The sequence below is a fragment of the Bradyrhizobium sp. SZCCHNR1098 genome, assembly GCF_032489375.1.
GTDB lineage: Bacteria > Pseudomonadota > Alphaproteobacteria > Rhizobiales > Xanthobacteraceae > Bradyrhizobium.
This window is the reverse complement of the sequence record NZ_JAUEXY010000002.1, coordinates 819706-842646: the sequence shown is the minus strand read 5'-3', so window position 1 is coordinate 842646 and position 22941 is coordinate 819706. Positions and strand designations below refer to the sequence as shown.

Sequence of the window (22941 nt, the reverse complement as noted above, 5' to 3'; positions counted from 1 at the left end):
CCACGCACACGCGCCTTCATTGCGCCTGCGATCTGTCACGGTGAAGGCCGTCATTGATCCAGATCAAACGCACTCGAAAACAAACCTCGATCCAGATCAAATGCTTGATGCTCCTCGATTTGATCCAGATCAAACGGCCGCAGGCCCACCGCAGCATGGCCCAGACACGTCCATATTGGCCGTCAAAAAGCGCCACATCTCGTCGGCAGATTCCGCGGCACAGCATGCGCTGATGACGCGAACTAACAGGCCTGGCGGACGAGCACGTCTGGCCCGGCCTCGTCACACCAGCGCGCCGTGCCAAGTAACCAGCGTCCTGGAAAGCAATGCGAAACAACAGCGCTCAACGTTCGTCCCAATACGACTACGCTTCGCACCGTCGAGAGGCCCGGCCACTCACCCACGTAGCCGTGCAGGTGGCTCCCGCCAGGTATCAGCCGGCCGCGCAGCCCGGCAGCCGCAGCACCGGCCGGGCCGAGCGGCGATTCTGGCTGACCATGCAGACCGTCATGCTGGTCGTTGGCGTGCTGCTGGTGAACCTGCTGCTGTTCTTCCCTGCGCTCGGCATCGCCCTGATGTGGAATCTGCTGATTCCGGTCGCGCCGGCGCTGGTGACGATCTCGCCCGGCCTGTGGCGCAACATCTGTCCGATGGCGACCTTTCATCTCTTGCCGAACAAGATGGGCATCTCGCAGAACATCCGGATGCCGGAATGGGGCGCGGCGACCTTAGCGGTGATCAGCGTAACCTCGCTGTTCATCGTCGTGCCGATGCGGCGCATCGGACTCAATGTTGACGGGCCGTTGACGGCGCTCATGCTGCTGTCGGCTGCGGTCATGGCGTTCGCGATGGGCTCGGTGTTCGAGATGCGCTCGGGCTGGTGCACCTCGCTGTGCCCGATCCACCCCGTCGAGCGTCTGTACGGCACCAACCCCGCTCTCACCTTCAAGAACGCCCGCTGCAATATCTGCGAGGCCTGCAGCAATCCGTGCCCGGACTCGACGCCGGAGCTGACGCCGACCGCGGGCGTGCCGACGAAGGTGCAGCAGTTCCTCGGCAACTTCCTGATCGGCAGCTTTCCCGGCTTCGTCTGGGGCTGGTTCCAGGTGCCGGATTATCCGCCGCAGCAGGTCGGGAGTGCCGAGATCATCACTGCCTATGTCTGGCCGTTCGGCGCGGCCGTCATCAGCTACATCGTGTTCAGGATCGGCGAGCACATGCTGCGCTACAAGCCGGCCACCCGCACCCGGATGCACCGCATCTTCGCCGCGACGGCGGTCAGCACCTACTATTGGTATCGCCTGCCCGGTCCGGCGTCGCTGCTGCCGGACTGGTTTCCGCTGGTCTCGCACCTCGTCACGACGCCGTTCTTCTTCTGGTTCCTGGTGCTGCGCTCGCCGAAGGTGAGCTGGCTGAAGCGGCCGGTGATGGCGTCGAACTACTGGTCGAGCCGGTTCGAGAGCACGGCCAACAAGAACCTCATCCGCGTCTCACCCGACAGGGCGTGATCCCGCGGCGTCCTTCAGCCCACATTGTCACAGCGTATTCGATCGAGGAGTGAACCATGTCGAACTTCAGGACCGTCACCGTCAAGGGCCGCCAGTTCCGCGTCCGCGCGGGTGACGTGCTGCTCGATGGCGCGCTGGCCAACGGCGTCGAGATTCCGTTCGACTGCCGCGCCGGCACCTGCGGCACCTGCATGGTTCATGTCTCCAAGGGGCAGACGGTGTGCGGCGAGACGCATACGCAGGGCATGATCTATGCGTGCCAGGCGCGCGTCGTCTCCGACCTCGACGTCGAGATGGAGGACGTGCCCGAGATCGACACCTCCAAGGCGCGCCTGGTCGGCCTGCGCGAGGTCGCGCCCGACATCATGGAGCTGATGATCGCCCCGGAGAAGAGCATCAGCTATCTGCCGGGGCAGTACTTCAAGTTCACCTTCAACGGCTATCCGGCGCGCGCCTACAGCCCCACCGCCTCGTTCGACGGCCGCATCGGCGGCCGCGTCATCCATCTCAACATCAAGCGCGTGCGTGGCGGCCGCGTCACGACCGCGCTCGGCAGCGGCATCCGTCCCGGCCATCGGCTGCGCATCCAGGGGCCGTATGGGCATGCGTTCCTGCGCCCGGGCGGCACCGGCCGTCTCGTCCTCGCCGGCAGCGGCACCGGCTTCGCGCCGATCTGGGCGATCGCCGCGATGGCGCTGCGCGAGTCCCGCAACCGGCCGATGGTGATCATCGCCGGCGCCAAGAAGCTGCCGCAGCTCTACATGACGCCGATCCTGGCGCAATTGGCGAGGCTGCCGAACGTCACGATCATCCCGACGGTCGAGGAAGGTCCGGTCAATCATCCCTCGATCCGCACCGGGCGCATCGAGCCGCACATGCCAACGCTCACGGCCTCCGACGTCGTCTATGCCTGCGGCTCGCCGCGCATGGTCAGCGCGCTCGCCGGCATGGTCGAGAAGGCCGGCGCGACCTTCTATGCCGATCCGTTCGACCCGGCTCCGCCGGAAGCGCCGTCCGGCCTGATCGGACGCATCAAGACGCTGGTGGCGCGGCGGCCGCCGGAGCCCGAGCCGAGCCGCGACAGCGGCAAGGGCCGCGAGGCTTCGCTCGATCCGTTCGAGCGGGCGCTGTCGCTGGTGCCGAAGGATCCGATCGAGGATGATCTCGGCCTGCGCCGCCCCGAGCCGCGCCGCAGCGCGGCGGCCGAGCGCGACCATGCATTGTCGGTGGTGCGAGAGCGTGCCGCGCTGGGCGATCCCACGCAGTTGCAGGAGCGCGCCCGGCGCGCCGCCGGGCAGATGGCGTCGGGGCACGTGTGAGGGGCCACATCAGCGTCTCCGCAATACCGCGACCGATTATGAAGATAGGAGTGTAGTGCGCGCCTCTCACCACGTCGTCATGGCCGGGCTTGTCCCGGGCATGACGGAGTAACTAAATAGCAGGCATTCGCGCCGCGATTACTACATTTCGCCAAATGCAACCGTCACGCCGCAAGCGGGGAGAGAGGTGAAACCTCAAATCAGCTTGCGCCGTGCCAAACTCCGCATCAAGGCGCCGACGCCGAAAGTCCAAGGCTCGCATTCGTCGCTGTTGCGCATGCGGTTGACGAGGCGGCCGAGCTGCGGCGCTGAAATGGTGACGATGTCGTCGCGCTTGTGCGTAAAACCCTGGCCCGGCGCGTCGCGGTCCTTGACGGGCGCGAACATCGTGCCGAGGAACAGCGCGAAGCCGTCGGGATATTGATGCACGGCGCCGATGGTCTGGGCGACGAGATCGGTCGGATCGCGGCTGATCTTGCTGATGGAGGAATGACCGTCGAGCACGAAGCCGTCGCTGCCGGTGACGTTGAGCGCCACGTCCATCTGCCTCACGTGATCCAGCGTGAAGGTCTTGTCGAACAGCCGCAGCAACGGGCCGATGGCACAGGAGGCGTTGTTGTCCTTGGCCTTCGACAACAGCAGCGCCGAGCGGCCCTCGAAGTCGCGCAGGTTGACGTCATTGCCGAGCATCGCGCCGACGATGCGGCCGCGGCTCGACACCGCCAGCACGACCTCCGGCTCCGGGTTGTTCCAGGTCGATTTCGGATGCAGCCCGGCATCCATGCCGGTGCCGACAGATGACAAGGTCGGCGCCTTGGTGAAGACCTCGGCATCGGGGCCGATGCCGACCTCGAGATACTGGCTCCAGGCATTCTGCTCGATCAGCACCTGCTTCAGGTGCATCGCCTGGTCGGACCCAGGCTTCAGCTTGGAGAAGTCGTCGCCGACCAGACGCACCACTTCTGTGCGGATCGCCTCGGCGGAGGCCGGATTGCCGCGCGCGCGCTCCTCGATGACGCGCTCCAGCATCGAGATCGCGAAAGTGACGCCGGCGGCCTTCAGCACCTGCAAATCGACCGGCGCCAGCAGCCACGGCTTGGCGGGATCGCGGCGGTCCGGCGGGGTGTTGGCGAGGATGTCGGCGAGAGCACCGACGCGCTCGCCTTTCATCGCGCGCAGGGCCGCCGCCGGATCGTCGTGCTCGCAGAGGGCGCTGACGGTGGGGAAAGCCGAGGTGACGTCGAACACGCCGTCGTCGCGCACGGCGACCACCGCCGGTCCATCCGCATCGGGGCGCCAGACCCGGCCGACCAGCGTCCCGCTGGTGCCGTCGTCTGGCAGGACGGTCTCGGGCATCAGGTTGATCATGGCGTCGTGCTCCCTGTTGTTCTTGTTGCTCAGCGCACCCCTAGCATCGGTGCACGCCGGCTCCAAGCCACACGACGTCGCGCGATCACCAGCTGTAGCGCACCACGCCCTTGCCGGCATAGGAGCGGCTGATGGTCGAGAACTCGCCCTCGAAGGTCGCAGCCGCCGACCAGCCGTTGCGCCAGGCCATTTCGGCCGAGGCCGTGGTCAGCGCAAGGTCGCGCGACTGCGCAGCGCCGTTGATGACGAAACTCGTGCCCGGGAGCAGCTGGAAGCCGGCGGTCATGGTGCGATCCGGGTTGAAATTGTGCGCCCAGGCGGCGCGGCTGCGCAGCGACAGCACGCCGTCGGCGAGCGCAAACGACCGATTGACGCGCGCGCCGAGCTCGGTGCGCGCATCGGTGACAGTCTTGCCGGCATAGGTCAGCGCGAAGGTGCCGGCGCCGGAGAGCACCTGCTCGGCATAGGACGGTAGCACGTAAGCCGTCGCCTGGCCGCCGAGATAGGGCGTGATCCCGCCCCACGGCGTGGCATAGCGGCGGCCGGCCTCGAGGCGGGCCGAATAGGCCGACGCATTGAAGCGGGCGCGGAGCTGGTCGACGCCGGCGACGGTCACGGTGCGGTCGGTGGTCACGTCGTGCCAGCCATAGGCGAGCGCGGCGGAGAGATAGTCCGGACCATGGCGATAGCGGGTGAAGGCGCCGGCCTGGAACAGGTCGGAGCGGCCGCTGCCGCCGCCATTGACGCCGAAGCTGGTGCCACCGCCAGACAGCGCGAAGCCGGCGAGCCAGCTCGGCGACACGATGTAATCGGCGCCAGTGGCCAAGCCGACCTCGCGGATCGTGGCGTTGTTCGATCCGAGCGCGGCGTTGCCATCGGTGAACGAGCCGCCGCCGAACGGCGCGGCCCAGGTGCTCCAGCGCTCATCGAAGCGCTGGGCCGGTGTGGCCTTCACCGGCATGCGCGCGAAGGCATCGCGCGGCGCGGCGCCCCGCCCTGCGTCGGCGAACGCCGCAGCCGGACTAGATGCGTTCGCGCTGCGACCGGCGACGAAAGGATCGGTCATCAGGCCAAGAAAGATCTTCATCGAGTCGAACATCGCCTGCTGCGGAACGGTGGCGATCTCGCCGGAGACCTGCGTCAGGCCGGCCGGGGTCAGCGCGCCGAAGGCGAGCGGAATGCCGCCGGTGCGGTTGAAATAGCCGGTCGTGGTGTCCGTGACGTTCTGCTGGTTCGTGTTGTTGGTGCCGGTCGAGCCAAGCGTCAGGTTCAGATAGACGTTGTTGGCGTCGTAGCTCAGACGAGAAGTGAAATTGGCCGGCAGGTTGGTGTTGACCAGCGCATTGAAGGTGCCACTGACGCCGCCGGTCGCATTGACGATCGTGTACTGCTTGTTGACGTAGCTGCCGGGCGCGAAACTCGCCTGCACGGTGGCGCCGCCGAGCGTCGCCGTTCCCGTCACGTTGACCCGGTCGGCATTGGCCGGGGATACCTCGACCATGTAGCTCGCAGCCGTCGTGAACACGAGGTTGCCCTGCACGGTGAGCAGCCCGATCGAATTGCCCGGCGCGAGTGCGCCGCCGTTGATGAGCGTGCTGCCGACGATGCCGTTGCCGCCGAGCGCGCCGCCGGAATTCACCACGACATTGCTGCTGGCGATCGAGCCGTTCACGGCGAGGATGCCGCCGTCGATCGTGGTCGTGCCGGTGTAGGTATTGACGCCGGACAATGTCAGCTTGCCGCTGCCGACCTTGGTCAGCGAGCCTGGGCCGATGGTGCCGCACCCGCAAGGATCGGTGTCGCCGATCACGCCGGAGACCTCGGTGGAGAGATTGTTGCCGCCGACCACCAGCGTGTTGAAGGCGCCGATGTAGTAGTTGCCGGAGCCCGCCAGCGAGCCGGCGGTGATGCGGCCGTCGCCATTGACACCCGTGCTACCGGAGAAATCGACCACGCCGGTGCCATTGGTGACGAACTGGGCGGTGCCGCCGGTCGTATTGTCGAGGAAGCGCGTGCGGCCACCATCATTGGTGATGATCGTGGCGGAGCCGGCGCTGGCGTGATCGAAGAACAGCGTCGAGCCGCCGTCATTGGTGGTGACGGTCGCGTTCGCCGCGGTGGAATGGGCGTTGAACTGGACCTGGCCGTTCATGTTGTTGGTGATGGTGGCATTGCCGGCCGACGGGGTGTCGCTGCCGAAGCCGATCCCGAACATCACGTAGGAATTGCCGCCATTGGTGATGACCGCATTGGCGGCCGTGGCGGCATTGACAAACGCCAGCATGCTGAACGTGTCGTTCGTGATCGTCGCGTTGCCGGCGCTGGTATTGGCGTTGAACAGCGTGCGGCCCTGATGGTTGGTGATCACGGCGTTGCCGGCCGTGGCCGTGTCCGTGCCGCCGGCGACACCGAACGCGGTCGTGGCGATCGACTGGTTCACGATCGTCATCGTGCCGGCGGAGCTCGCACCGAGGAAGTTGGTGATGCCGCCATCATTGGTGAGCGAGACGATGCCGGACGTGTCGGCCCTGACGATGTTGAAGATGCCGAAATTCGACACGTCGCCGACGATCCGGGCGGTGTGGGTGGCATCGCCGAGCTGCAGGGTCGCGACGCTGCCGATGAAGGTGCCGCCGGAGTAGGAATTGGTGCCGAGCAGGATGGTGGTGCTGTTGCCGAGCAATTCGGCGCGCACGCCGGCAACGGTCTCGCCGAGGTTGTTGCCGATGGTGATGGTCTGGCCGGAATTGGCGTTGTTGATGAAGCCCCAGCCGGAGCCGGCGACGCCGAAATTCACGTCGGCGCCGCCGATCGAATAGGACTGGGCGTTGCTGAGGAAGATCCAGGAATCCGGATTGATCGGCGCCGTGACCGTGATGGTCGATGCGCCGGTGGCCCCGAACAACGCCTCCTGGCCGCCCGATGCGGGCGGCGCGCCGGCCGGCGGGGTCTCCCAGTTGGTCGAGAGATTGTAGTCGGAGGTCGTCGTCGTGGCGCCGGGACCGCCCCAGGTGTAGTCGGTTTGCGCCTGCGCGGCCGTCGCCAGCCCGAGCCCGACCACGAGCACCAATCCGCCAACCCGCCAGCGGACAGCCCGGTCAGCCGTGTTGTCGCCCGACATCCCCACTCCGACGCTCCCAAGCCCTGCTCTGCACGTTCTCGTGCAGTCCAAGACCTAGCAGCTCAGACTTGGTGGTCGGGACGCGATGCGAATGCGTTTTTCCAATAATTTCAGATCATTACGCGTTTCGCACCGGTTGTGGCGATCGCGCAACGCATCCGCCCAAAAATTCACACCCCCGTATTCGCCAGGGATGCGCGAGCGAGGGCTCACGGATTCGGCGAGCTCTCGCCGGCGACCTGCAGCAGTTGCGAGCGGCGGACGCGCTCGCGATGGGCGGTGTAGAGGCCGCTGGAGACGATGAAGGCGGCGCCGACGATGGTCCAGACGTCCGGCACCTCGCCGAACACCAGGAAGCCGAGGATGCTGACCCACAAGAGCTGGGTGTAGGAGAACGGCGCCAGCACCGAGGCGTCGGCATAGCGGAACGCCAGCACGACGATCCACTGCCCCATGGTCGAGGCGACGCCGACCAGCACGCCGAAGCCGATGTCCTGCCAGGACGGCGTGGTCCAGACGAACGGCACGATTGCCGTGAGCACGCAGAGGCCGGCGATCGAGGAATAGGTCATGATCGTGATGGCGTGCTCACGCCCGCTCATCATCCGCGTCATGATCAGCGTGCAGGCCCAGGCGAAGGCCGAGACGATCGGGAACAGCGCGGCAAGATGGAACGCGCCGGTCCCGGGGCGGAGGATGATCAGCACGCCAAACAACCCGACCGCGGTCGCGATCCAGCGGCGCAGGCCGACCTTCTCGCTGAGGAACACGATCGACAACGCGGTGACGAACAGCGGCGCGACGAAGCCGGTCGCGGAAGCCTCGGCAATCGGCAGATAGCGTAAACCGGTGATGAACATCAGCGACGAGCCGAGCAGCGCAACGCCGCGCAGCAGCTGGAACTTGAGCCGCTCGGTGCGCATCGCGAACAGCGGCGAGCCCGGGATCATCGCCGGCACCATGATCGCCGCGAACACCACGAAGCGGATCCAGGTGATCTCGATCGAGGGCAGCGTCTTCGAGAGATATTTCGCTGTGACGTCCGAGGTGCCGAGGAACACGGTCGACAGCAGGATCAGCGCGATGCCGCGGAACGGCCGGTCGGCCCGCGCGGGCGCACGCTTGCGCGTGGCCTGCGGCTTCTCCTGCGCGGAGGTCGGCACGTCGTCGAGGCGCGCGGCTGCGGCCGCACTCGGTGGCGGGGTCACGGTCGAACTCGGGAGTTTTGGAACGGGGACGATTCGGTGAGTGGCGACAAAACGCCAATCGCGACGCCGCGACAACCCATCGAAGCGGGCAGCACTTATGCGTTGCCACGCGCCGGAGTAGCAAACATCCGTAATTTTCCGTGATGCTGCATTACAGCATGGGCAGCCCGCGCGGCTTCGGCCCGCGCGGAAAGGCGCGATCGATCGCAGCGATCTCGGCTGCGGTGAGCTCGATGTCGCCGGCCGCGGCATTCTGCTCGGCATGCTCGGGCCGCGACGCCTTGGGGATCGCGAGCAGCGAAGACGCCCGTGTCAGGAAGGCGAGCGCGATCTGGCGCGGCGTTGCGCCATGCTGCTCCGAGATACGCTGCAGCACCTCGCCACTGGCGCTGCGGCGGTCCGGAAAGTCGTCATGGCCGAACGGCGAATAGGCGACGACGGCGACGCCATGCTGGCCGCACCACGGGATCACCGCGTGCTCGATGGCGCGCTCCTGCAGATAATAGAGCACCTGGTTGCAGGCGATTTGGCCTTCGTCGGCGACATCGAGCAACTCGTCGAGATCGTCGACGTCGAAATTGCTGACGCCCCAGGACGCGATCTTGCCGGCGGCCTTGAGCTCCTCGAACGCCGCCACCGTTTCCGCGAGCGGATAGGAGCCCGGCCAGTGCAAGAGATAGCAGTCGAGCCGGTCGGTCTTCAGCCGCTTCAGCGAGCGCTCGCAGGCGGTGATGGTGCCCTTGCGCGAGGCGTTGTTCGGCAGCACCTTCGAGACCAGGAACACGTCGTCACGCCGGCCGGCGATGGCCTCGGCGATGACCAGCTCGGCATCGCCATACATCTCCGCGGTATCGATGTGGCTCATGCCGAGATCGAGGCCGCGCCGCAACGTGGCGATGGCGCGGCTGCGATCGGCGTGGTCGAGATACCAGGTGCCCTGCCCGATGACGGAGACGCTGGCTCCGCCGGTTCCGAATGTCTTGTGCTTCATGCGCGGGAGCATAGTGGATGAGGCGCACGACGTCGATTGGGTGCCTCCCTGCTCAAGGCATCTGACGCGCCTCCACACCCACGTCATTCCGGTTCGACGCGTCAGCGTCGAACCCGGAATCCCGAGCTCGTCTTGCGCTGTTTCATTTCCACCATGTCGAGATTCCGGGTTCGAGGCCGTTGGCCTCGCCCCGGAATGACAGTGTTCTCGGCTAGCTCGCCGCCGCGATGGGCGGGGCGTCCGTGGCCGTCTGCGCGATCAGCCGCTTCATCTCCGGAATGCACGAGCCGCAATTGGTGCCGGCCTTGAGCTGCGCACCGATGGCGGCGGGCGTGCGCGCACCTGCCGTGATCGCATCGCAGATGGTGTCGCGGCCGACGCCGAAGCAGGCGCAGACGATCGGGCCGCCGCCGACGCCGTCGGGCGCGCGGCCGGACAGCAGCACGCGGCGCTGGTCGTCGTCGAGGCGATCGGCGGCGAACATCGTCTTCACGACGTTCCAGTCGCCGGCATCATGGCCGGGGCCGACGAAGAGACAGGTTTCGATGCGATCGCCGGCGAACGACGCGGCGCGATAGACGCCGCCGCCGACATCCATGTAGTCCGTGACGTCGTCGGTGGCGCGCGCCTTGAACCAGGCCGGCCAGCGCGACAGATCGCCGTTATCGGCGAACAGATAGCCCAAGCCGCCCTGCACCGTCGCGCGTGCCCACCACAGGTTGGACGGCAGCGTGAGCTCGTTGCGCGACAGGATGAAGCCGCGGAATACGTACTCATAAGAACTGATCGCAGCCGGGGTCGCCTTGGCCTCGGGCTGGCCGGAGAACGGATCGGTGTGGGAGGCGACCAGCGCGCCGACGCGGCCATGCGAGGCGTTGGTGGCGTTCCAATGGATCGGCGCGAACAGCATGCCGCGCTGCTGGCGCTCGCTGACCACGACCTTGAGGATGCACTGGCCGTGCTCGGTCGTCACCTTGGCGAAGCCGTCATGCATCAGGCCGTATTTCAGCGCGTCGTCCGGATGCACCTCGACGAACGGCTCCGGCAGATGCGCTGATAGCCGCGGGCTCAAGCCGGTGCGCGTCATCGTGTGCCACTGGTCGCGGATGCGCCCGGTGTTCAGGCGCAGCGGGCGGGCGGCGGTGGTCTCACCGCGCAGCGCCGGCACTTCCGGCGCGACGAAGCGCGCTTTGCTGTCGTTGGTGAAGAAGGCACCGTCGGCGAAAAAGCGCGGCTCGGGCGGCTTGCCCGCGCGCGCCGGCCATTGCACCGGCGCCATCGTGTCGTATTCGTCGTCGGTGAGCGAGGCCAGCGCGCCGATGTCGAAATCGCGCGTGCCGTCGTTCTCGAACCCCGACAGCGCGGCGTGCTCGCGGAATATATCCGCGGCAGAGTTGTAGTTGAAGGCGGAGGCGAAACCAAGCCGTTTGCCGACCTCGCTCAGGATCCACCAGTCCGGCATGGCCTCGCCGGCCGGCGCCAGGAAGGCGCGCTGGCGTGAGATGCGCCGCTCAGAGTTGGTGACGGTGCCCGACTTCTCGCCCCAGGCCTGCGCCGGCAGCAGCACGTGGACGCCGGCATCGACGGTGTCGTTGGAGCGGACGTTCTCGGACACGACGAACAGCTCGAGCTTCTTGAGCGCGGCGCGGACCAGATCGGCGTCCGGCAGCGACACCGCGGGGTTGGTGCCGATCACCCACAACGCCTTGATCTCGCCGCGCGCGATCGCCTCGAACATCTGCACCGCTTTGAGACCCTCATGGGTGGCGATGTCCTTGGCCTTCCAGAAGCGGCGGACGCGGTCGATGTCGGGCGGCGTGAAGCCCATGTGGGCGGCGAGCTGGTTGGCGAGCCCGCCGACCTCGCGGCCGCCCATCGCATTGGGCTGGCCGGTCAGCGAGAACGGCCCCATGCCTGGCTTGCCGATGCGCGCCGTCGCAAGATGGCAGTTGAGGATCGCGTTGACCTTGTCGGTGCCCTGCGCCGACTGGTTGACGCCCTGCGAATACAGGGTGACGACCTCGGGAGTCTCGCGGAACAGCTTGAAGAAGGCGGCGACGTCGACCTCGGACAGGCCGGTGGCGAGCGCGGTCGCCGCGGCGCTGCCGGCGAGGCTGCGGGCGCGAGCCAGGGTCTCGTCGAAGCCGCTGGTGTGAGCGTTGATGTAGTCGTGATCGAGCGCACCGCTGTCGGCGAGATGCACCAGCAGGCCGGAGAACAGCGCCGCATCAGTGCCAGGCTTCAATCCCAGGAAAAGATCGGCTTCGCTCGACGTGTCGGTGCGACGTGGATCGATGACCACGAACCTGGCGCCGCGCGTCTGCTTGTTGGCCAGCATGCGCTGATACAGCACCGGATGGCACCAGGCGGCATTGCTGCCCACGAAGACCAGCAGATCGGCCTGATCGAGATCCTCATAGGTGCCGGGCACGGTGTCGGCGCCGAAGGCGCGGCGGTGGCCGGCGACCGACGAGGCCATGCACAGCCGCGAGTTGGTGTCGACATTGGCCGAGCCGAGAAAGCCTTTCATCAGCTTGTTGGCGACGTAATAGTCCTCGGTCAGCATCTGGCCGGAGAGATAGAACGCCACCGCATCCTCGCCGTCGCGGGCGACGATGTGCTTCAGGCGGGTCGCGACGTGATCGAGTGCATCGCTCCACGCCACCCGCTGCATGCCGCCCTTGCAGCGGATCATCGGGTACAGCAGCCGGCTCTCGAGCCCGAGCGTCTCGCCGAGCGCCGAACCCTTGGAGCAAAGCCGGCCGAGATTGGCGGGATGCATCGGATCGCCGGAGATGGCAGCGCCGCCGCGGCCGTCGGGCGTGGCGAGCACGCCACAACCGACACCACAGTAAGGACACGCAGTGCGCACCGTCAGCAGCTTCGGATCGACCGTCGTCATCGTCGTGCGTGGCCCCTTCTCACGCTGCCTGCGGCCGCGCGCCCGCGCGCCCGAACATCATCGCCGTCCGGATCGCTGCGACCGGCTCGCGGCTCCGGATCAGCTCGCGATACCACAACGCGTCCTGAGTCTCACCGATCAGCACGGCGCCGGTGAGGCGCCCCTCCGTGATGACGAGCTTCTTGTAGATGCCGCGTTTGGCATCGTTGAGCACGATCGCCTCGCTGCCCTCGGCGCCGATGAAGTCGCCCGCCGAGAACACGGATACGCCGGACACTTTCAAGTTGGTCGACACGACGCTGCCGCCATAGGCCGCCTGGCGGCCGGCCAGATGCCGCGCCAGCACCCGGGCCTGCTCGTAGGCAGGCTCGACCAGGCCATAACAGGTGCCGCGATGCTCGGCGCATTCGCCGAGCGCGAAGATGCCGGGGGCCGACGTCTGCATGGCGTCATCGACGACGATGCCGCGGTTGACGGCGAGCCCCGCCTCTTTCGCCAGCGCAACGTTCGGCCGGATTCCGGCCGCGAAGATCACGGCGTCGGTGGCGAGGCGCCGTCCATCGGCCAGCTCGACTCCTTCGACCCGCCCGTCCCCATGGATGGCCGCGGTGCTGGCATTGAGCAGAACCTCGATCCCCTTGCGCGCCACCAGCGCCTTCAGCAACGCGGCCGCCGGCGCATCGAGCTGCCGCTCCATCAGCCGGTCCATCAGATGCAACAGCGTCACCCTGGCGCCGGCACGCGCCAGGCCATAGGCCGCTTCCAGCCCGAGCAGGCCGCCGCCGACGACCACCACGCGCCCCTTCTTCGCCGCGAGCGCCAACAGCACGTCGGTATCGCGGCTGTCACGGAACGTGTGCACGCCCGGCAGATCGGCGCCGGGCACGGGAAGCCGCAGCGGCAGCGAGCCTGTGGCCAGGACCAGGCGCGAGAACGCCACGTTCTCATCGTTCTCGATCTGGAGCTCGCGGCGGCCGACATCGATGGCGGTCACGCGCGCACCGTATTTCAGCGTCACGCCGCGCTCGCGCCACCAGGTGGCTGGCTTGAGCTCGATCTCGTGGGACGCAGCCTCGCCGGCCAGCACCGACGACAGCAGCACGCGGTTGTAGGCCAGACGCGGCTCCTCGCCGATGACGGCGATCGCGTAGCGGCCGAGCGCGGTCTGCGACAGCTCCTCGGCCAGCTTTGCAGCGGCCATGCCATTGCCGACGATGACGAGCGGTTCACTCAAGACGTCTACTCCGCCGCCTGCGCCTTGCCGTAGGCTGCCGCGATCATGAAGCCGGACAGCGTGCCATAGGCCGCGGTCCAGGCCTCGGCGACCTCGGGCGTCCAGGCCTCGCCCAGTCCCTTCTCCAGGGTCCACAGCAGCGCCGAGCCGACCACCGGATAGTGCTCGGGCTTGGCACCATAATCGACGTGGCGCTTGGCCAGCGCGCTTGCTGCCGGCAGGATCGCAGGCAAGTTCGCCAATCCATTCACGACGACCGCCAGCGTCGCCATCAGCTTCTTGCGCTGCTCGGTGAGATCGTCTGGAAACATCGGCCGCACCTGCGGCGCGACCTCGAACAAGCGATCGTAGAAGATGCCCGCGGCCTGATCGGAGATCGGCGCGACCTTGGCAAAGCTGTCCTGAACCAATTCGATCTGAGACGGCGTCATGGGAAATCCTTCGATGATGGAGACGAGAACCCGTTAGTCGCCCGAGGCGGAGGGCGGTTCGATCCGTCCTCCGCGTTCGAATCGTCACGCCGCCTCGACGTAGCGATGGCGCTCATAGAGGAATTCCAGCACGCGCTGGCGGCACTTCACGTAGGTGGCGTTGGTCGCGAGCTCGAGCCGCTTGCGCGGACGCGGCAGCGCGACCTCGAGCACCTCGCCGATCCGTGCGCTCGGACCGTTGGTCATCATCACGATACGGTCGGACAGCAACACGGCCTCGTCGACATCGTGCGTGATCATCAGGATGGTGTTGCCGAGCTTCTGGTGCAGCGCCATCACGGAATCCTGCAGATGCGCCCGCGTCAGCGCGTCGAGCGCGCCGAACGGCTCGTCGAGCAGCAGGACCTTCGGCTCCATGGCGAGCGCGCGGGCAATGCCGACGCGCTGCTTCATGCCGCCGGAGATCTCGTTCGGACGCTTGTCCTTGGCATGGGCCATCTGCACGAGATTCAGATTGTGCATGGTCCAGGCATCGCGCTCGGCCCGGGTCTTGGTCTTGGCGAACACCTTGTCGACGCCGAGCCGCACGTTCTCATAGACCGTGAGCCAGGGCAGCAGGCTGTGGTTCTGGAACACCACCGCGCGGTCGGGTCCCGGCGAATTGACCTCGCGCTCCTCCAGCAGCACGCCGCCGGTGGTGGCGGTGGTGAGACCCGCCACGATGTTGAGCATCGTCGACTTGCCGCAGCCGGAGTGGCCGATGATCGAGACGTACTCGCCCTTCTCGATCGCGAGGTTGATGTCCTTCAGCACCTCGGTGGTCGCGGCGCCGCGGGTGAAGGTCTTGTCGACATGGTCGAGCTTCAGATAGGCCATGATCCGTTACCTCTCAGTTCGTCGCGGTGCCGCGGGTGACGATCTTGCCGACGACGGCGATCAGCCGGTCGAGCACGAAGCCGATGATGCCGACATAGAACAGCGCCAGGATGATCTCGCTGATATGCGAGGAATTCCACGCATCCCAGATGAAGAAGCCGATGCCGACGCCGCCGATCAGCATCTCGGCCGCGACGATCGCGAGCCACGACAGGCCGATGCCGATGCGCAGGCCGGTGAAGATGTAGGGCGCGGCCGCCGGGATCATGATCTTGGCGAAGAACTCCAGCGGATTGAGCTGCACCACCGCGGCGACGTTGCGGTAGTCCTGCGGAATGTTGCGGATGCCGACCGCGGTGTTGATGATGATCGGCCACACCGAGGTGATGAAGATCACGAAGATCGCCGACGGCTGGCCGTCGCGAAACGCCGCCAGCGACAGCGGCAGCCAGGCCAGCGGCGGGATCGTGCGCAGCACCTGGAAGATCGGATCGAGGCCGCGCATGGCCCACACCGACTGGCCGATCAGCGTGCCGACACCGACGCCGACGACGACGGCAATCGCGTAGCCGAAGGCGACGCGCCGGAGGCTGGCTTCGAGATGCCAGAACAAGCCCTTGTCGATGCCGCCATGATCGAAGAACGGATCGAAGATCAGCTCCCGGGTGTCGCTGAAGACCCGGGAGGGCGGCGGCAGCGCCGAGCCGGCCCGGCGGCAGACCAGCTCCCAAATCAGCAGGAACAGTGCCAGCACGATCAGCGGCGGCACCACGCGCACCGCGGCCTCACGTGCCATCTTTACATAGCGCTCGGCCTTCGGCGGCTGTTTGGGCGTCATCGTTACGATGGACGCCGAGGTGGACGCCGCCGCGGTCGGCACGACCTGGGGAGCACTATCGTTGCTCAACGCTGGCATGGACATCGGAAACCTTTCTCCGTGCAATGAGAGGGGCCGCGCGCTTTCCGCGCGCGGCGAGAGTCCTGATCAGGCGTCGACGCGCTTGATCGACAGCGACTTCAGGTAGGCGGCGGGATCTTCCGGATCGAACACCTTGCCGTCGAAGAAGGTCTCCTTGCCGCGCGACTTGGAGGTCGGAATTTCGGCGGCGGCGACGTTCATCTCCTTGGCGGCCTCGCGCCAGATGTCCTCGCGGTTGACCTTGGCGATCAGCGACTTGGCGTCGAAGCCGGCCTCATACTTGCCCCACCGGATGTCCTCGGTGATGAACCAGAGATCGTGGCTCTGGAATGGATAGGATGCGAAGTCGCTCCAGTACTTCATGATGTGCGGCGAGTTCTCGACCACCTTGCCGGTGCCGTAGTCGAACTTGCCGGCCGAGCGCCCGGCGACGTCCTCGACCGGGCAGTTGATCCACTGCCGCTTGGCCATGATGGTCGCGAGCTCCTGCTTGTTCTCCATCTTGTCGGCCCACTGCTGGGCTTCCATCACCGCCATCGTCAACGCCTTCGCGGCCTTCGGATATTTGTCGACAAAGGCGGCGCGCATCGCGAAGGATTTTTCGGGATGCTTGTTCCAGATCTCGCCCGTCGTGACGGCGGTGTAGCCGATGCCCTGGTTGACGAGCTGCGCATTCCACGGCTCGCCGACGCAGAAGCAGTCCATGGTGCCGACCTTCATGTTGGCCACCATCTGCGGCGGCGGCACCACGATGGTCTCGATGTCCTTGTCGGGATCGATGCCGCCGGCGGCGAGCCAATAGCGGATCCAGAGATCGTGGGTGCCGCCCGGGAAGGTCATCGCTGCCTTCACGGACTTGCCGGAGGCCTTCTTCTTCTCCAGCGCGGCCTTGAACGGCGCGGTATCGAGACCGAGCTTCAGGTCGGCGTACTCCTTGCCGACCGAGATGCACTGCGCATCGAGATTGAGGCGCGCCAGGATGTACATCGGCGTCGGCTGGTTGTTCTGCGTCACCTTGCCCGAGGAGATGAGGTAGGGCATCGGGGTCAGGATGTGCGCGCCGTCGATGCCGTTGCCCTCGGAGCCGAGCACGAGATTGTCGCGCGTCGTGCCCCATGAGGCCTGCTTCTGCACATCGACGTCAGGCATGCCGTATTTCGCAAAGAGGCCCTTGTCCTTGGCGACGAACAGCGGGCCGGCATCGCTGAGCGCGATGAAGCCGAGCTTGGCGCTGGTGACTTCCGGCCCCGCCCCTTGGGCGAAAGCTCCGCCCGGCAAGTTCAGCTTCGCGGCTGCAAGCAGCGCAGCCGTCCCTGCGCCGGCCTTGAGAAGCTGACGACGGCTGAGGCCGTTGCGGCGAGCAGGATTGGCAGTCTTCGTCATGAGTGCTGTCGTCCTTTGGCTGAAGAGCGCTCGATGGTGAATGGCCGTCCGTTGCGGGTCGCTGCACCACGCACAAAGGCGTGTTCCGAGGAGGCCTCGGAAGGGGCAGCGTCACGATTCGGATGAGGGTTGCGCGGACGGCATCGATGGCGTCGGACACGCTCTTTCAAGCTTCGTGCCAACACGCCGATTTGGATTTGTCAGGCAAATTCAACCCTTTAGTGTTGCACAACAATCCATCAGAGGCAGCGGGCCGCATCCAAAATTTGCGATTCGCACACTTTGTGTGCGGCGCACACAAAATAAGCATGGAGAGATTGTTCCGTGAGCATCAGGGCACCAAAAGAGCCCTTTTGGGCAGCCGCAGCAGAGAAACTCCAGCGCAGTCGCTTGAAATCACTGACTTTCTCGGTGGCGTCAAATTTGGCACACGCATTGCTTCTGGTTCTGCAAGTCAACGATGACTGCGGTTCGCCGGACTGTCGACGCCTATGGCGCTGATCTCCGGGACGGATGCGCGCACGCGACCGAGGTCTCCTCGGCGCGGTCGTCGTGACGCCCTTCCCGCATTCGACATCCGATCCGCCTGCCCGTGGCGATGTCCCTCGAGAGCCAGAACCTCTCGCAAGGCAGCGCGCAATCGACTCCCGAGAGCAAGCAAAGGACGTTTGAATGTCGTATCTCGCGCCTTCAGAATTCGTCACCAAGATGGTGGACGCAGGCGAGTCCAAGATCTTCATGTCGACCCGCGACACCGTCATCCGCGCCTACATGGCGGGCGCGATCCTGGCGCTCGCGGCCTGGTTTGCCGTCACCATCAACGTGAACACCGGCCAGCCGCTCATCGGCGCCCTGTTGTTTCCGGTCGGCTTCTGCATGCTCTATTTGCTGGGCTTCGATCTGCTGACCGGCGTGTTCGTGCTGTCGCCGCTGGCATTGATCGACAAACGTCCGGGTGTGACGATCGCAGGCGTGCTGCGCAACTGGGGACTTGTCTTCATCGGCAATTTCGCCGGAGCACTGACCGTAGCCTTCATGATGGCATTCGTGACCACGTTCGGCTTCACGCAGGAGCCGGACAAGGTCGGCGCTGTGATCGGCAATATCGGTGAAGGCCGGACGCTCGGCTACGCGGCGCATGGCGCGGCTGGAATGGCGACGCTGTTCATCCGCGGCATGCTGTGCAACTGGATGGTCTCCACCGGCGTGGTCGGCGCGATGATATCGACGACGGTCCCGGGCAAGGTGCTGGCGATGTGGATGCCGATCCTGGTCTTCTTCTACATGGTGTTCGAGCATTCGGTGGTGAACATGTTCCTGTTCCCGTCGGGGCTGATGCTCCATGCGAAGTTCTCGATCATGGACTATCTGATCTGGAACGAGATCCCGACCGTGCTCGGCAATCTCGTCGGCGGCCTCTCGTTCACCGGCCTGACGCTCTATGCCACCCACATCAGGACGCAGCCGAAGCGTGATGCCAAGATCGCAGCTCGCGCCGCGGCCTGATTCCGTTTCCCTCGGAGAGCCCGGCCCCGGTAAGGTCGGGCTCCCTTCATTTCGCCCGACAGCCCAAATGCCATTGCGGATCACAATCGGAGCGCATTCCGACAAAGGGCAGAAGCCGGGCAACCAGGACTTCCACGGCGCTCTGATTCCCGATGAGCCGGCGCTCAGCCTGAAGGGCATCGCGATCGCGATCGCGGACGGGATCAGCAGCAGCGAGGTCAGCCACATTGCGAGCGAGTCGGCGGTCAAGAGCTTCCTGACCGACTATTACTGCACGCCGGATGCCTGGTCGGTGAAGACCTCGGTGCGACGCGTGATCGCCGCGGCCAACTCCTGGCTCTACGCCCAGACCAGAGCCAGCCAATACGCCTATGATCGCGACAAAGGTTATGTCTGCACGCTCAGCGCGATCGTGATCAAGGCGGCCACGGCGCATCTCTTCCATATCGGCGATTGTCGCATCTATCGCCCCGCAGGCCATTCGCTCGAGCAACTCACCGACGATCATCGCGTCATCATCTCGTCGCAGCAGAGCTATCTGGGGCGTGCGCTCGGGGTCAATCCCGAGGTCGAAATCGACTATCAGGCCATTCGGATCGAGCGCGGCGACATCTTCGTGCTCGCGACGGACGGCGTTCACGAGCACGTGGGCAAGCGTTTTGTCGCCAACGTGTTGAAGGAGAATTCCCACGACCTCGATCAGGCGGCCCGCATCATCGTCGCTGAGGCACTGGCGCAGGGCAGTGCGGACAATCTCACGATCCAGATCGTGCGGATCGACGAACTCGGCGCCGGCGATGCCGCCGAGATCCCGGTCCAGGCCGAGCAGCTGCCGCCGGCGCCGCTGCTGGACGCGCGGACGATCTTCGAGGGCTACCGGATCGTGCGCGAGATCCATGCCAGCAGCCGCAGCCACATCTATCTGGCCATCGACGTCGAGACGGAGCTCGCCGTCGCCCTCAAGGTGCCTTCGATCGACCTGCGCGGCGACGGCGCCTATCTCAAACGGTTCCTGATGGAAGACTGGATCGCGCGGCGGATCGATAACCCGCATGTGCTGAAGGCCTTCCCATCGACGCGGCGCCGCGATCATCTCTACGTCGTCACCGAATTCGTCGAAGGCCAGACCTTGGCGCAATGGATGATCGACCATCCCAAAGCCGATCTCGATGCCGTCAGAGACATCATCGAGCAGATCGCCAAGGGGCTGCAGGCGCTGCATCGAAAGGAAATGCTGCACCAGGATCTGCGGCCGCAGAACATCATGATCGACCGGACCCGAACGGTGAAGATCATCGATTTCGGATCGGTGCGCGTCAGCGGCGTGGTCGAGGCCGACCCGGCTGCCGACCACGACAGCATCCTCGGCACCCAACAGTATACGGCGCCGGAATATTTTCTCGGCGAGGGCGGCTCCGAATGGTCCGATCAGTTCTCACTCGGAGTCATCGCTTACCAGATGCTGACGGGGCGATTGCCCTACGGCGCGCAGATGGCGCGCGCAAGAACCCGGGCACAGTTTCGCAAGGTCCGCTATCTGCCGGCCTCCGGCGATGACCAGGCCGTCCCCCTCTGGATCGACGGCGCACTTCGACGCGCCGTCCATCCCGTCGCCGCCAAACGTTACGAGAGCCTCTCCGAATTCGTCTTCGACCTTCGGCACCCCAATCCCGCCTATATCGGCGGCAACCGGACGCCCCTGATCGAGCGCAATCCGCTGCTGTTCTGGAAGGCAGCGACTGCGCTGCTCGCGATGGCAGTGATCATCCTGCTCGCGGCTCGCCACGGCGGCTGGTAGGCGGGCCTGCCGGCCGCCACAGCTCAGGCGGGTTCAGGCGCGATCGCGCCGAGCGGCCTCGGCGCCGCGCCGGCTCCCGGCTTCATGCGGAAATCGTAGGTCATGAAGTGCCATGGCCCGACGGCCAGCTTGCCGTCCGGCATCACCGCGTCGCTGCGCCGCTCCACCTGGGCGACGAGATCGTCCTTGACGCCAAAGACGACATCGCTGTCGAGATATTCGTCACCGCCGACGAAGACGTGGGTGATCAGCGGCTCGTAGCCCTTGGCGTCCACTAGGAAATGGACATGAGCCGGCCGCATCGGGTGGCGTTTGGTGCTCAGGATCATCTGTCCGACCGGACCGTCGGTCGGGATCGGATAGCTGCAGGGCAGGATGGTGCGGAAGAAAAAGCGACCGTCCGCGTCGGTGATGAAGCGCGCCCGCGACGACGGACCATCGCTCGCGTAGGACGGCCGCTGCGAATCGTAGAAGCCCTCGTCGTCGGCATGCCAGACATCGACCGCGGCGCCTGCCAGCGGGGCACCCGACAGATCGGTGACCCGTCCCTGGACGAACATCTTCTCGCCCTTGAGATCCGCCGAGATGTCGGTGCCGTGGGGCGTCACCTTGTGCTCGCCGACGTAGAACGGGCCGAGCACGGTCGTCTCCGTCGCCCCTGCCCGGTCGCGATGATTGATGGCGTCGACCAGCATCGACACGCCGAGCACGTCGGACAGCAGGATGAACTCCTGCCGGCTCGCGGTGCAGGTCTGTCCGGTGCGGGTGAGAAAGTCGATGGCGGCGGCCCACTCGTCGAAAGTGAGCTCCGTCCGGCGCACGTAATCGTGCAGCGATTTCACCAATTCCTGCAGCAGGAATTTCGCGCGCGGATCGGGTGTCCCTTCGAAGCTCGCGACGACGGCCTCCGTGAGCTCGGCCTCGTTGAATTGTGTCATTGCCAATTCCTCCCGGCGCAAAGGGTACACGACGCATCCCTGGCCTGCCATTGGACGCGGCGCGTTTTTCGGCTATCACCCGGAACAAACGGCATGTGCGGCCGATCCTCGCCCAGGCCGCCAGAAACCGATCATAGCGGAGACGCCCGATGCTCGCCCCGACACCCGCCTCGCCCGAAACCGTCGGCATGTCGAAAGCCGCGCTCGATCGCATCGATGCCCATCTGCGGCAGCGCTATATCGAGGCCGGCCGCTTTCCCGGGACGCAGTTGATGGTCTATCGCCGCGGCAAGATCGTGCATGCGAGCTCGCTCGGCTATGCCGACGTCGAGCGCAAGGTCCCGGTCAGGGACGACACGATCTACCGCATCTATTCGATGACCAAGCCGATCACCTCGGTCGCCTTCATGATGCTGGTCGAGGAAGGCAAGGTCGCGCTCGACGAGCCGGTCGCGAAATACATTCCGGAGTGGAAAAATCTGGGCGTGTTCGTCGCCGGCACCGCGCCGGCCTTTGTCAGCCGGCCGCCGGCGCGGCCGATGCTGATCGTCGACCTCTTGCGCCACACCTCCGGCCTCACCTACGGCTTCCAGCAGCGCTCGAACGTCGATGCCGCGTATCGCGACGCCAAGATCGGCGCGGTCGAAAAGGCAGGAACGTTGCAGTCGATGATCGACGACCTGTCGCTCATTCCGCTGGAGTTCTCGCCGGGGGAAGCCTGGAACTACTCGGTCTCCACCGACGTGGTCGGCTATCTCGTCGGCAAGATAGCCGACAAGCCGTTCGAGCAAGTGCTGAAAGAGCGCATCTTCGATCCGCTCGGCATGAGCGACACCGACTTCCACGTCCCCGCCGCGAAGGCGCACCGGCTGGCGGCGTGCTACTCGGCCGATGCCGGCGGCGCCTTGTCGTTCCACGCGGCCGATCGCAAGGGCGGCCTGACCTTGCAGGACGATCCCGCCACCAGCTCTTTCTTGAGCCCGCCCGACTTCATCTCAGGCGGCGGCGGTCTGTGCTCGACCACGGCGGACTATCTGACGTTCTGCCGCGCGCTGGTCAATGGCGGCGAGCTCGGCGGGGTCAGGCTGCTCGGCCCGAAGACGCTGAAGCTGATGACGTCGAACCATCTGCCGGGCGGCGTCGACCTGCCGGCGCTGTCGCGCTCGATGTTCTCGGAAGCAGCCTATAACGGCGTCGGCTTCGGTCTCGGCTTCTCGGTGACGATCGACCCGGCCAAGACGCTGATCCCCGGCAGCGCCGGCGAATATGCCTGGGGTGGTGCGGCCTCCACCGCGTTCTGGATCGATCCGGCCGAGGAGCTGATCACGATCTTCATGACCCAGGTGCTGCCGTCGAACGCCTACCCGATCCGCCGCGAGCTGCGCACGATGGTGTACGCGGCAATCACAGAGAGCAACGTCTAGAAGAGCGCTGTGGCG

17 protein-coding genes are annotated in these 22941 nt (G+C 65.9%); 6 read left to right on the top strand and 11 right to left on the bottom strand.

The window, feature by feature from the left end; translation table 11 throughout:
* The first annotated feature begins 326 nt into the window (after nucleotides 1–326).
* Nucleotides 327–1508, top strand: a complete 1182-nt coding sequence (locus tag QX135_RS08075; RefSeq protein WP_316162136.1) for a ferredoxin — start codon at nucleotides 327–329, stop codon at nucleotides 1506–1508.
* Nucleotides 1509–1564: 56 nt separating this feature from the next.
* Complete coding sequence (locus tag QX135_RS08070) at nucleotides 1565–2827, top strand: 2Fe-2S iron-sulfur cluster-binding protein (protein ID WP_315779534.1); 1263 nt, start codon at nucleotides 1565–1567, stop codon at nucleotides 2825–2827.
* A gap of 195 nt (nucleotides 2828–3022) precedes the next feature.
* Here QX135_RS08070 and QX135_RS08065 read toward each other — a convergent pair whose 3' ends face one another.
* From QX135_RS08065 to QX135_RS08020, 10 genes are all read right to left on the bottom strand, one after another.
* A complete protein-coding gene (locus QX135_RS08065; protein ID WP_316176692.1) occupies nucleotides 3023–4195 on the bottom strand; it encodes a fumarylacetoacetate hydrolase family protein in 1173 nt (390 codons plus the stop codon).
* A gap of 85 nt (nucleotides 4196–4280) precedes the next feature.
* The gene (locus QX135_RS08060) at nucleotides 4281–7316 is read right to left on the bottom strand and encodes an autotransporter domain-containing protein (RefSeq protein ID WP_316176693.1); all 3036 of its coding nucleotides are present in this window, start codon (nucleotides 7314–7316) and stop codon (nucleotides 4281–4283) included.
* A 209-nt stretch (nucleotides 7317–7525) separates the two neighbouring features.
* Nucleotides 7526–8479, bottom strand: a complete 954-nt coding sequence (locus tag QX135_RS08055) for a DMT family transporter (RefSeq protein WP_316177248.1) — start codon at nucleotides 8477–8479, stop codon at nucleotides 7526–7528.
* 196 nt (nucleotides 8480–8675) lie between these two features.
* Nucleotides 8676–9515, bottom strand: a complete 840-nt coding sequence (locus QX135_RS08050; RefSeq protein WP_316176694.1) for an aldo/keto reductase — start codon at nucleotides 9513–9515, stop codon at nucleotides 8676–8678.
* A 211-nt stretch (nucleotides 9516–9726) separates the two neighbouring features.
* The gene (locus tag QX135_RS08045; RefSeq protein WP_316176695.1) at nucleotides 9727–12417 is read right to left on the bottom strand and encodes a molybdopterin-dependent oxidoreductase; all 2691 of its coding nucleotides are present in this window, start codon (nucleotides 12415–12417) and stop codon (nucleotides 9727–9729) included.
* Nucleotides 12418–12436: 19 nt separating this feature from the next.
* Complete coding sequence (locus QX135_RS08040) at nucleotides 12437–13651, bottom strand: NAD(P)/FAD-dependent oxidoreductase (RefSeq protein WP_316176696.1); 1215 nt, start codon at nucleotides 13649–13651, stop codon at nucleotides 12437–12439.
* 5 nt (nucleotides 13652–13656) lie between these two features.
* A complete protein-coding gene (locus QX135_RS08035) occupies nucleotides 13657–14082 on the bottom strand; it encodes a globin family protein (RefSeq protein WP_315779528.1) in 426 nt (141 codons plus the stop codon).
* Nucleotides 14083–14166: 84 nt separating this feature from the next.
* Nucleotides 14167–14961, bottom strand: coding sequence for an ABC transporter ATP-binding protein (locus QX135_RS08030; RefSeq protein ID WP_316177250.1), 795 nt, complete (start codon nucleotides 14959–14961; stop codon nucleotides 14167–14169).
* Nucleotides 14962–14971: 10 nt separating this feature from the next.
* The gene (gene ntrB / locus QX135_RS08025) at nucleotides 14972–15880 is read right to left on the bottom strand and encodes a nitrate ABC transporter permease (protein ID WP_316176697.1); all 909 of its coding nucleotides are present in this window, start codon (nucleotides 15878–15880) and stop codon (nucleotides 14972–14974) included.
* A 63-nt stretch (nucleotides 15881–15943) separates the two neighbouring features.
* Nucleotides 15944–17260: a CmpA/NrtA family ABC transporter substrate-binding protein gene (locus QX135_RS08020; protein ID WP_315812763.1), complete on the bottom strand. Its 1317-nt coding sequence runs from the start codon at nucleotides 17258–17260 to the stop codon at nucleotides 15944–15946.
* A gap of 146 nt (nucleotides 17261–17406) precedes the next feature.
* Here QX135_RS08020 and QX135_RS08015 point away from each other — a divergent pair, with 146 nt between their 5' ends.
* The 3 genes from QX135_RS08015 to QX135_RS08005 all read left to right on the top strand — a co-directional run bounded on the left by QX135_RS08015 (nucleotide 17407) and on the right by QX135_RS08005 (nucleotide 20564).
* A complete protein-coding gene (locus tag QX135_RS08015; protein WP_316176698.1) occupies nucleotides 17407–17724 on the top strand; it encodes a hypothetical protein in 318 nt (105 codons plus the stop codon).
* Between the two features lie 208 nt (nucleotides 17725–17932).
* On the top strand, nucleotides 17933–18766 hold the full coding sequence (locus QX135_RS08010) for a formate/nitrite transporter family protein (RefSeq protein ID WP_315779526.1): 834 nt from the start codon (nucleotides 17933–17935) through the stop codon (nucleotides 18764–18766).
* A 67-nt stretch (nucleotides 18767–18833) separates the two neighbouring features.
* Nucleotides 18834–20564 (top strand): bifunctional protein-serine/threonine kinase/phosphatase, encoded by a 1731-nt coding sequence (locus QX135_RS08005; RefSeq protein ID WP_316176699.1) that lies wholly within the window; start codon nucleotides 18834–18836, stop codon nucleotides 20562–20564.
* A 23-nt stretch (nucleotides 20565–20587) separates the two neighbouring features.
* Here QX135_RS08005 and QX135_RS08000 read toward each other — a convergent pair whose 3' ends face one another.
* A complete protein-coding gene (locus tag QX135_RS08000) occupies nucleotides 20588–21502 on the bottom strand; it encodes an intradiol ring-cleavage dioxygenase (protein WP_316176700.1) in 915 nt (304 codons plus the stop codon).
* A 149-nt stretch (nucleotides 21503–21651) separates the two neighbouring features.
* Here QX135_RS08000 and QX135_RS07995 point away from each other — a divergent pair, with 149 nt between their 5' ends.
* Nucleotides 21652–22926, top strand: coding sequence for a serine hydrolase domain-containing protein (locus QX135_RS07995; RefSeq protein WP_316176701.1), 1275 nt, complete (start codon nucleotides 21652–21654; stop codon nucleotides 22924–22926).
* Nucleotides 22927–22941: the final 15 nt, after the last annotated feature.

Bases quoted from the DNA above. Each gene is read 5' to 3' on its own strand.
- QX135_RS08075 (WP_316162136.1), top strand. From the start codon at position 327: ATGCGAAACAACAGCGCTCAACGTTCGTCCCAATACGACTACGCTTCG.
- QX135_RS08070 (WP_315779534.1), top strand. From the start codon at position 1,565: ATGTCGAACTTCAGGACCGTCACCGTCAAGGGCCGCCAGTTCCGCGTC.
- QX135_RS08065 (WP_316176692.1), bottom strand. From the start codon at position 4,195: ATGATCAACCTGATGCCCGAGACCGTCCTGCCAGACGACGGCACCAGC.
- QX135_RS08060 (WP_316176693.1), bottom strand. From the start codon at position 7,316: ATGTCGGGCGACAACACGGCTGACCGGGCTGTCCGCTGGCGGGTTGGC.
- QX135_RS08050 (WP_316176694.1), bottom strand. From the start codon at position 9,515: ATGAAGCACAAGACATTCGGAACCGGCGGAGCCAGCGTCTCCGTCATC.
- QX135_RS08045 (WP_316176695.1), bottom strand. From the start codon at position 12,417: ATGACGACGGTCGATCCGAAGCTGCTGACGGTGCGCACTGCGTGTCCT.
- QX135_RS08035 (WP_315779528.1), bottom strand. From the start codon at position 14,082: ATGACGCCGTCTCAGATCGAATTGGTTCAGGACAGCTTTGCCAAGGTC.
- ntrB (WP_316176697.1), bottom strand. From the start codon at position 15,880: ATGTCCATGCCAGCGTTGAGCAACGATAGTGCTCCCCAGGTCGTGCCG.
- QX135_RS08020 (WP_315812763.1), bottom strand. From the start codon at position 17,260: ATGACGAAGACTGCCAATCCTGCTCGCCGCAACGGCCTCAGCCGTCGT.
- QX135_RS08015 (WP_316176698.1), top strand. From the start codon at position 17,407: ATGGCGTCGGACACGCTCTTTCAAGCTTCGTGCCAACACGCCGATTTG.
- QX135_RS08010 (WP_315779526.1), top strand. From the start codon at position 17,933: ATGTCGTATCTCGCGCCTTCAGAATTCGTCACCAAGATGGTGGACGCA.
- QX135_RS08005 (WP_316176699.1), top strand. From the start codon at position 18,834: ATGCCATTGCGGATCACAATCGGAGCGCATTCCGACAAAGGGCAGAAG.
- QX135_RS08000 (WP_316176700.1), bottom strand. From the start codon at position 21,502: ATGACACAATTCAACGAGGCCGAGCTCACGGAGGCCGTCGTCGCGAGC.
- QX135_RS07995 (WP_316176701.1), top strand. From the start codon at position 21,652: ATGCTCGCCCCGACACCCGCCTCGCCCGAAACCGTCGGCATGTCGAAA.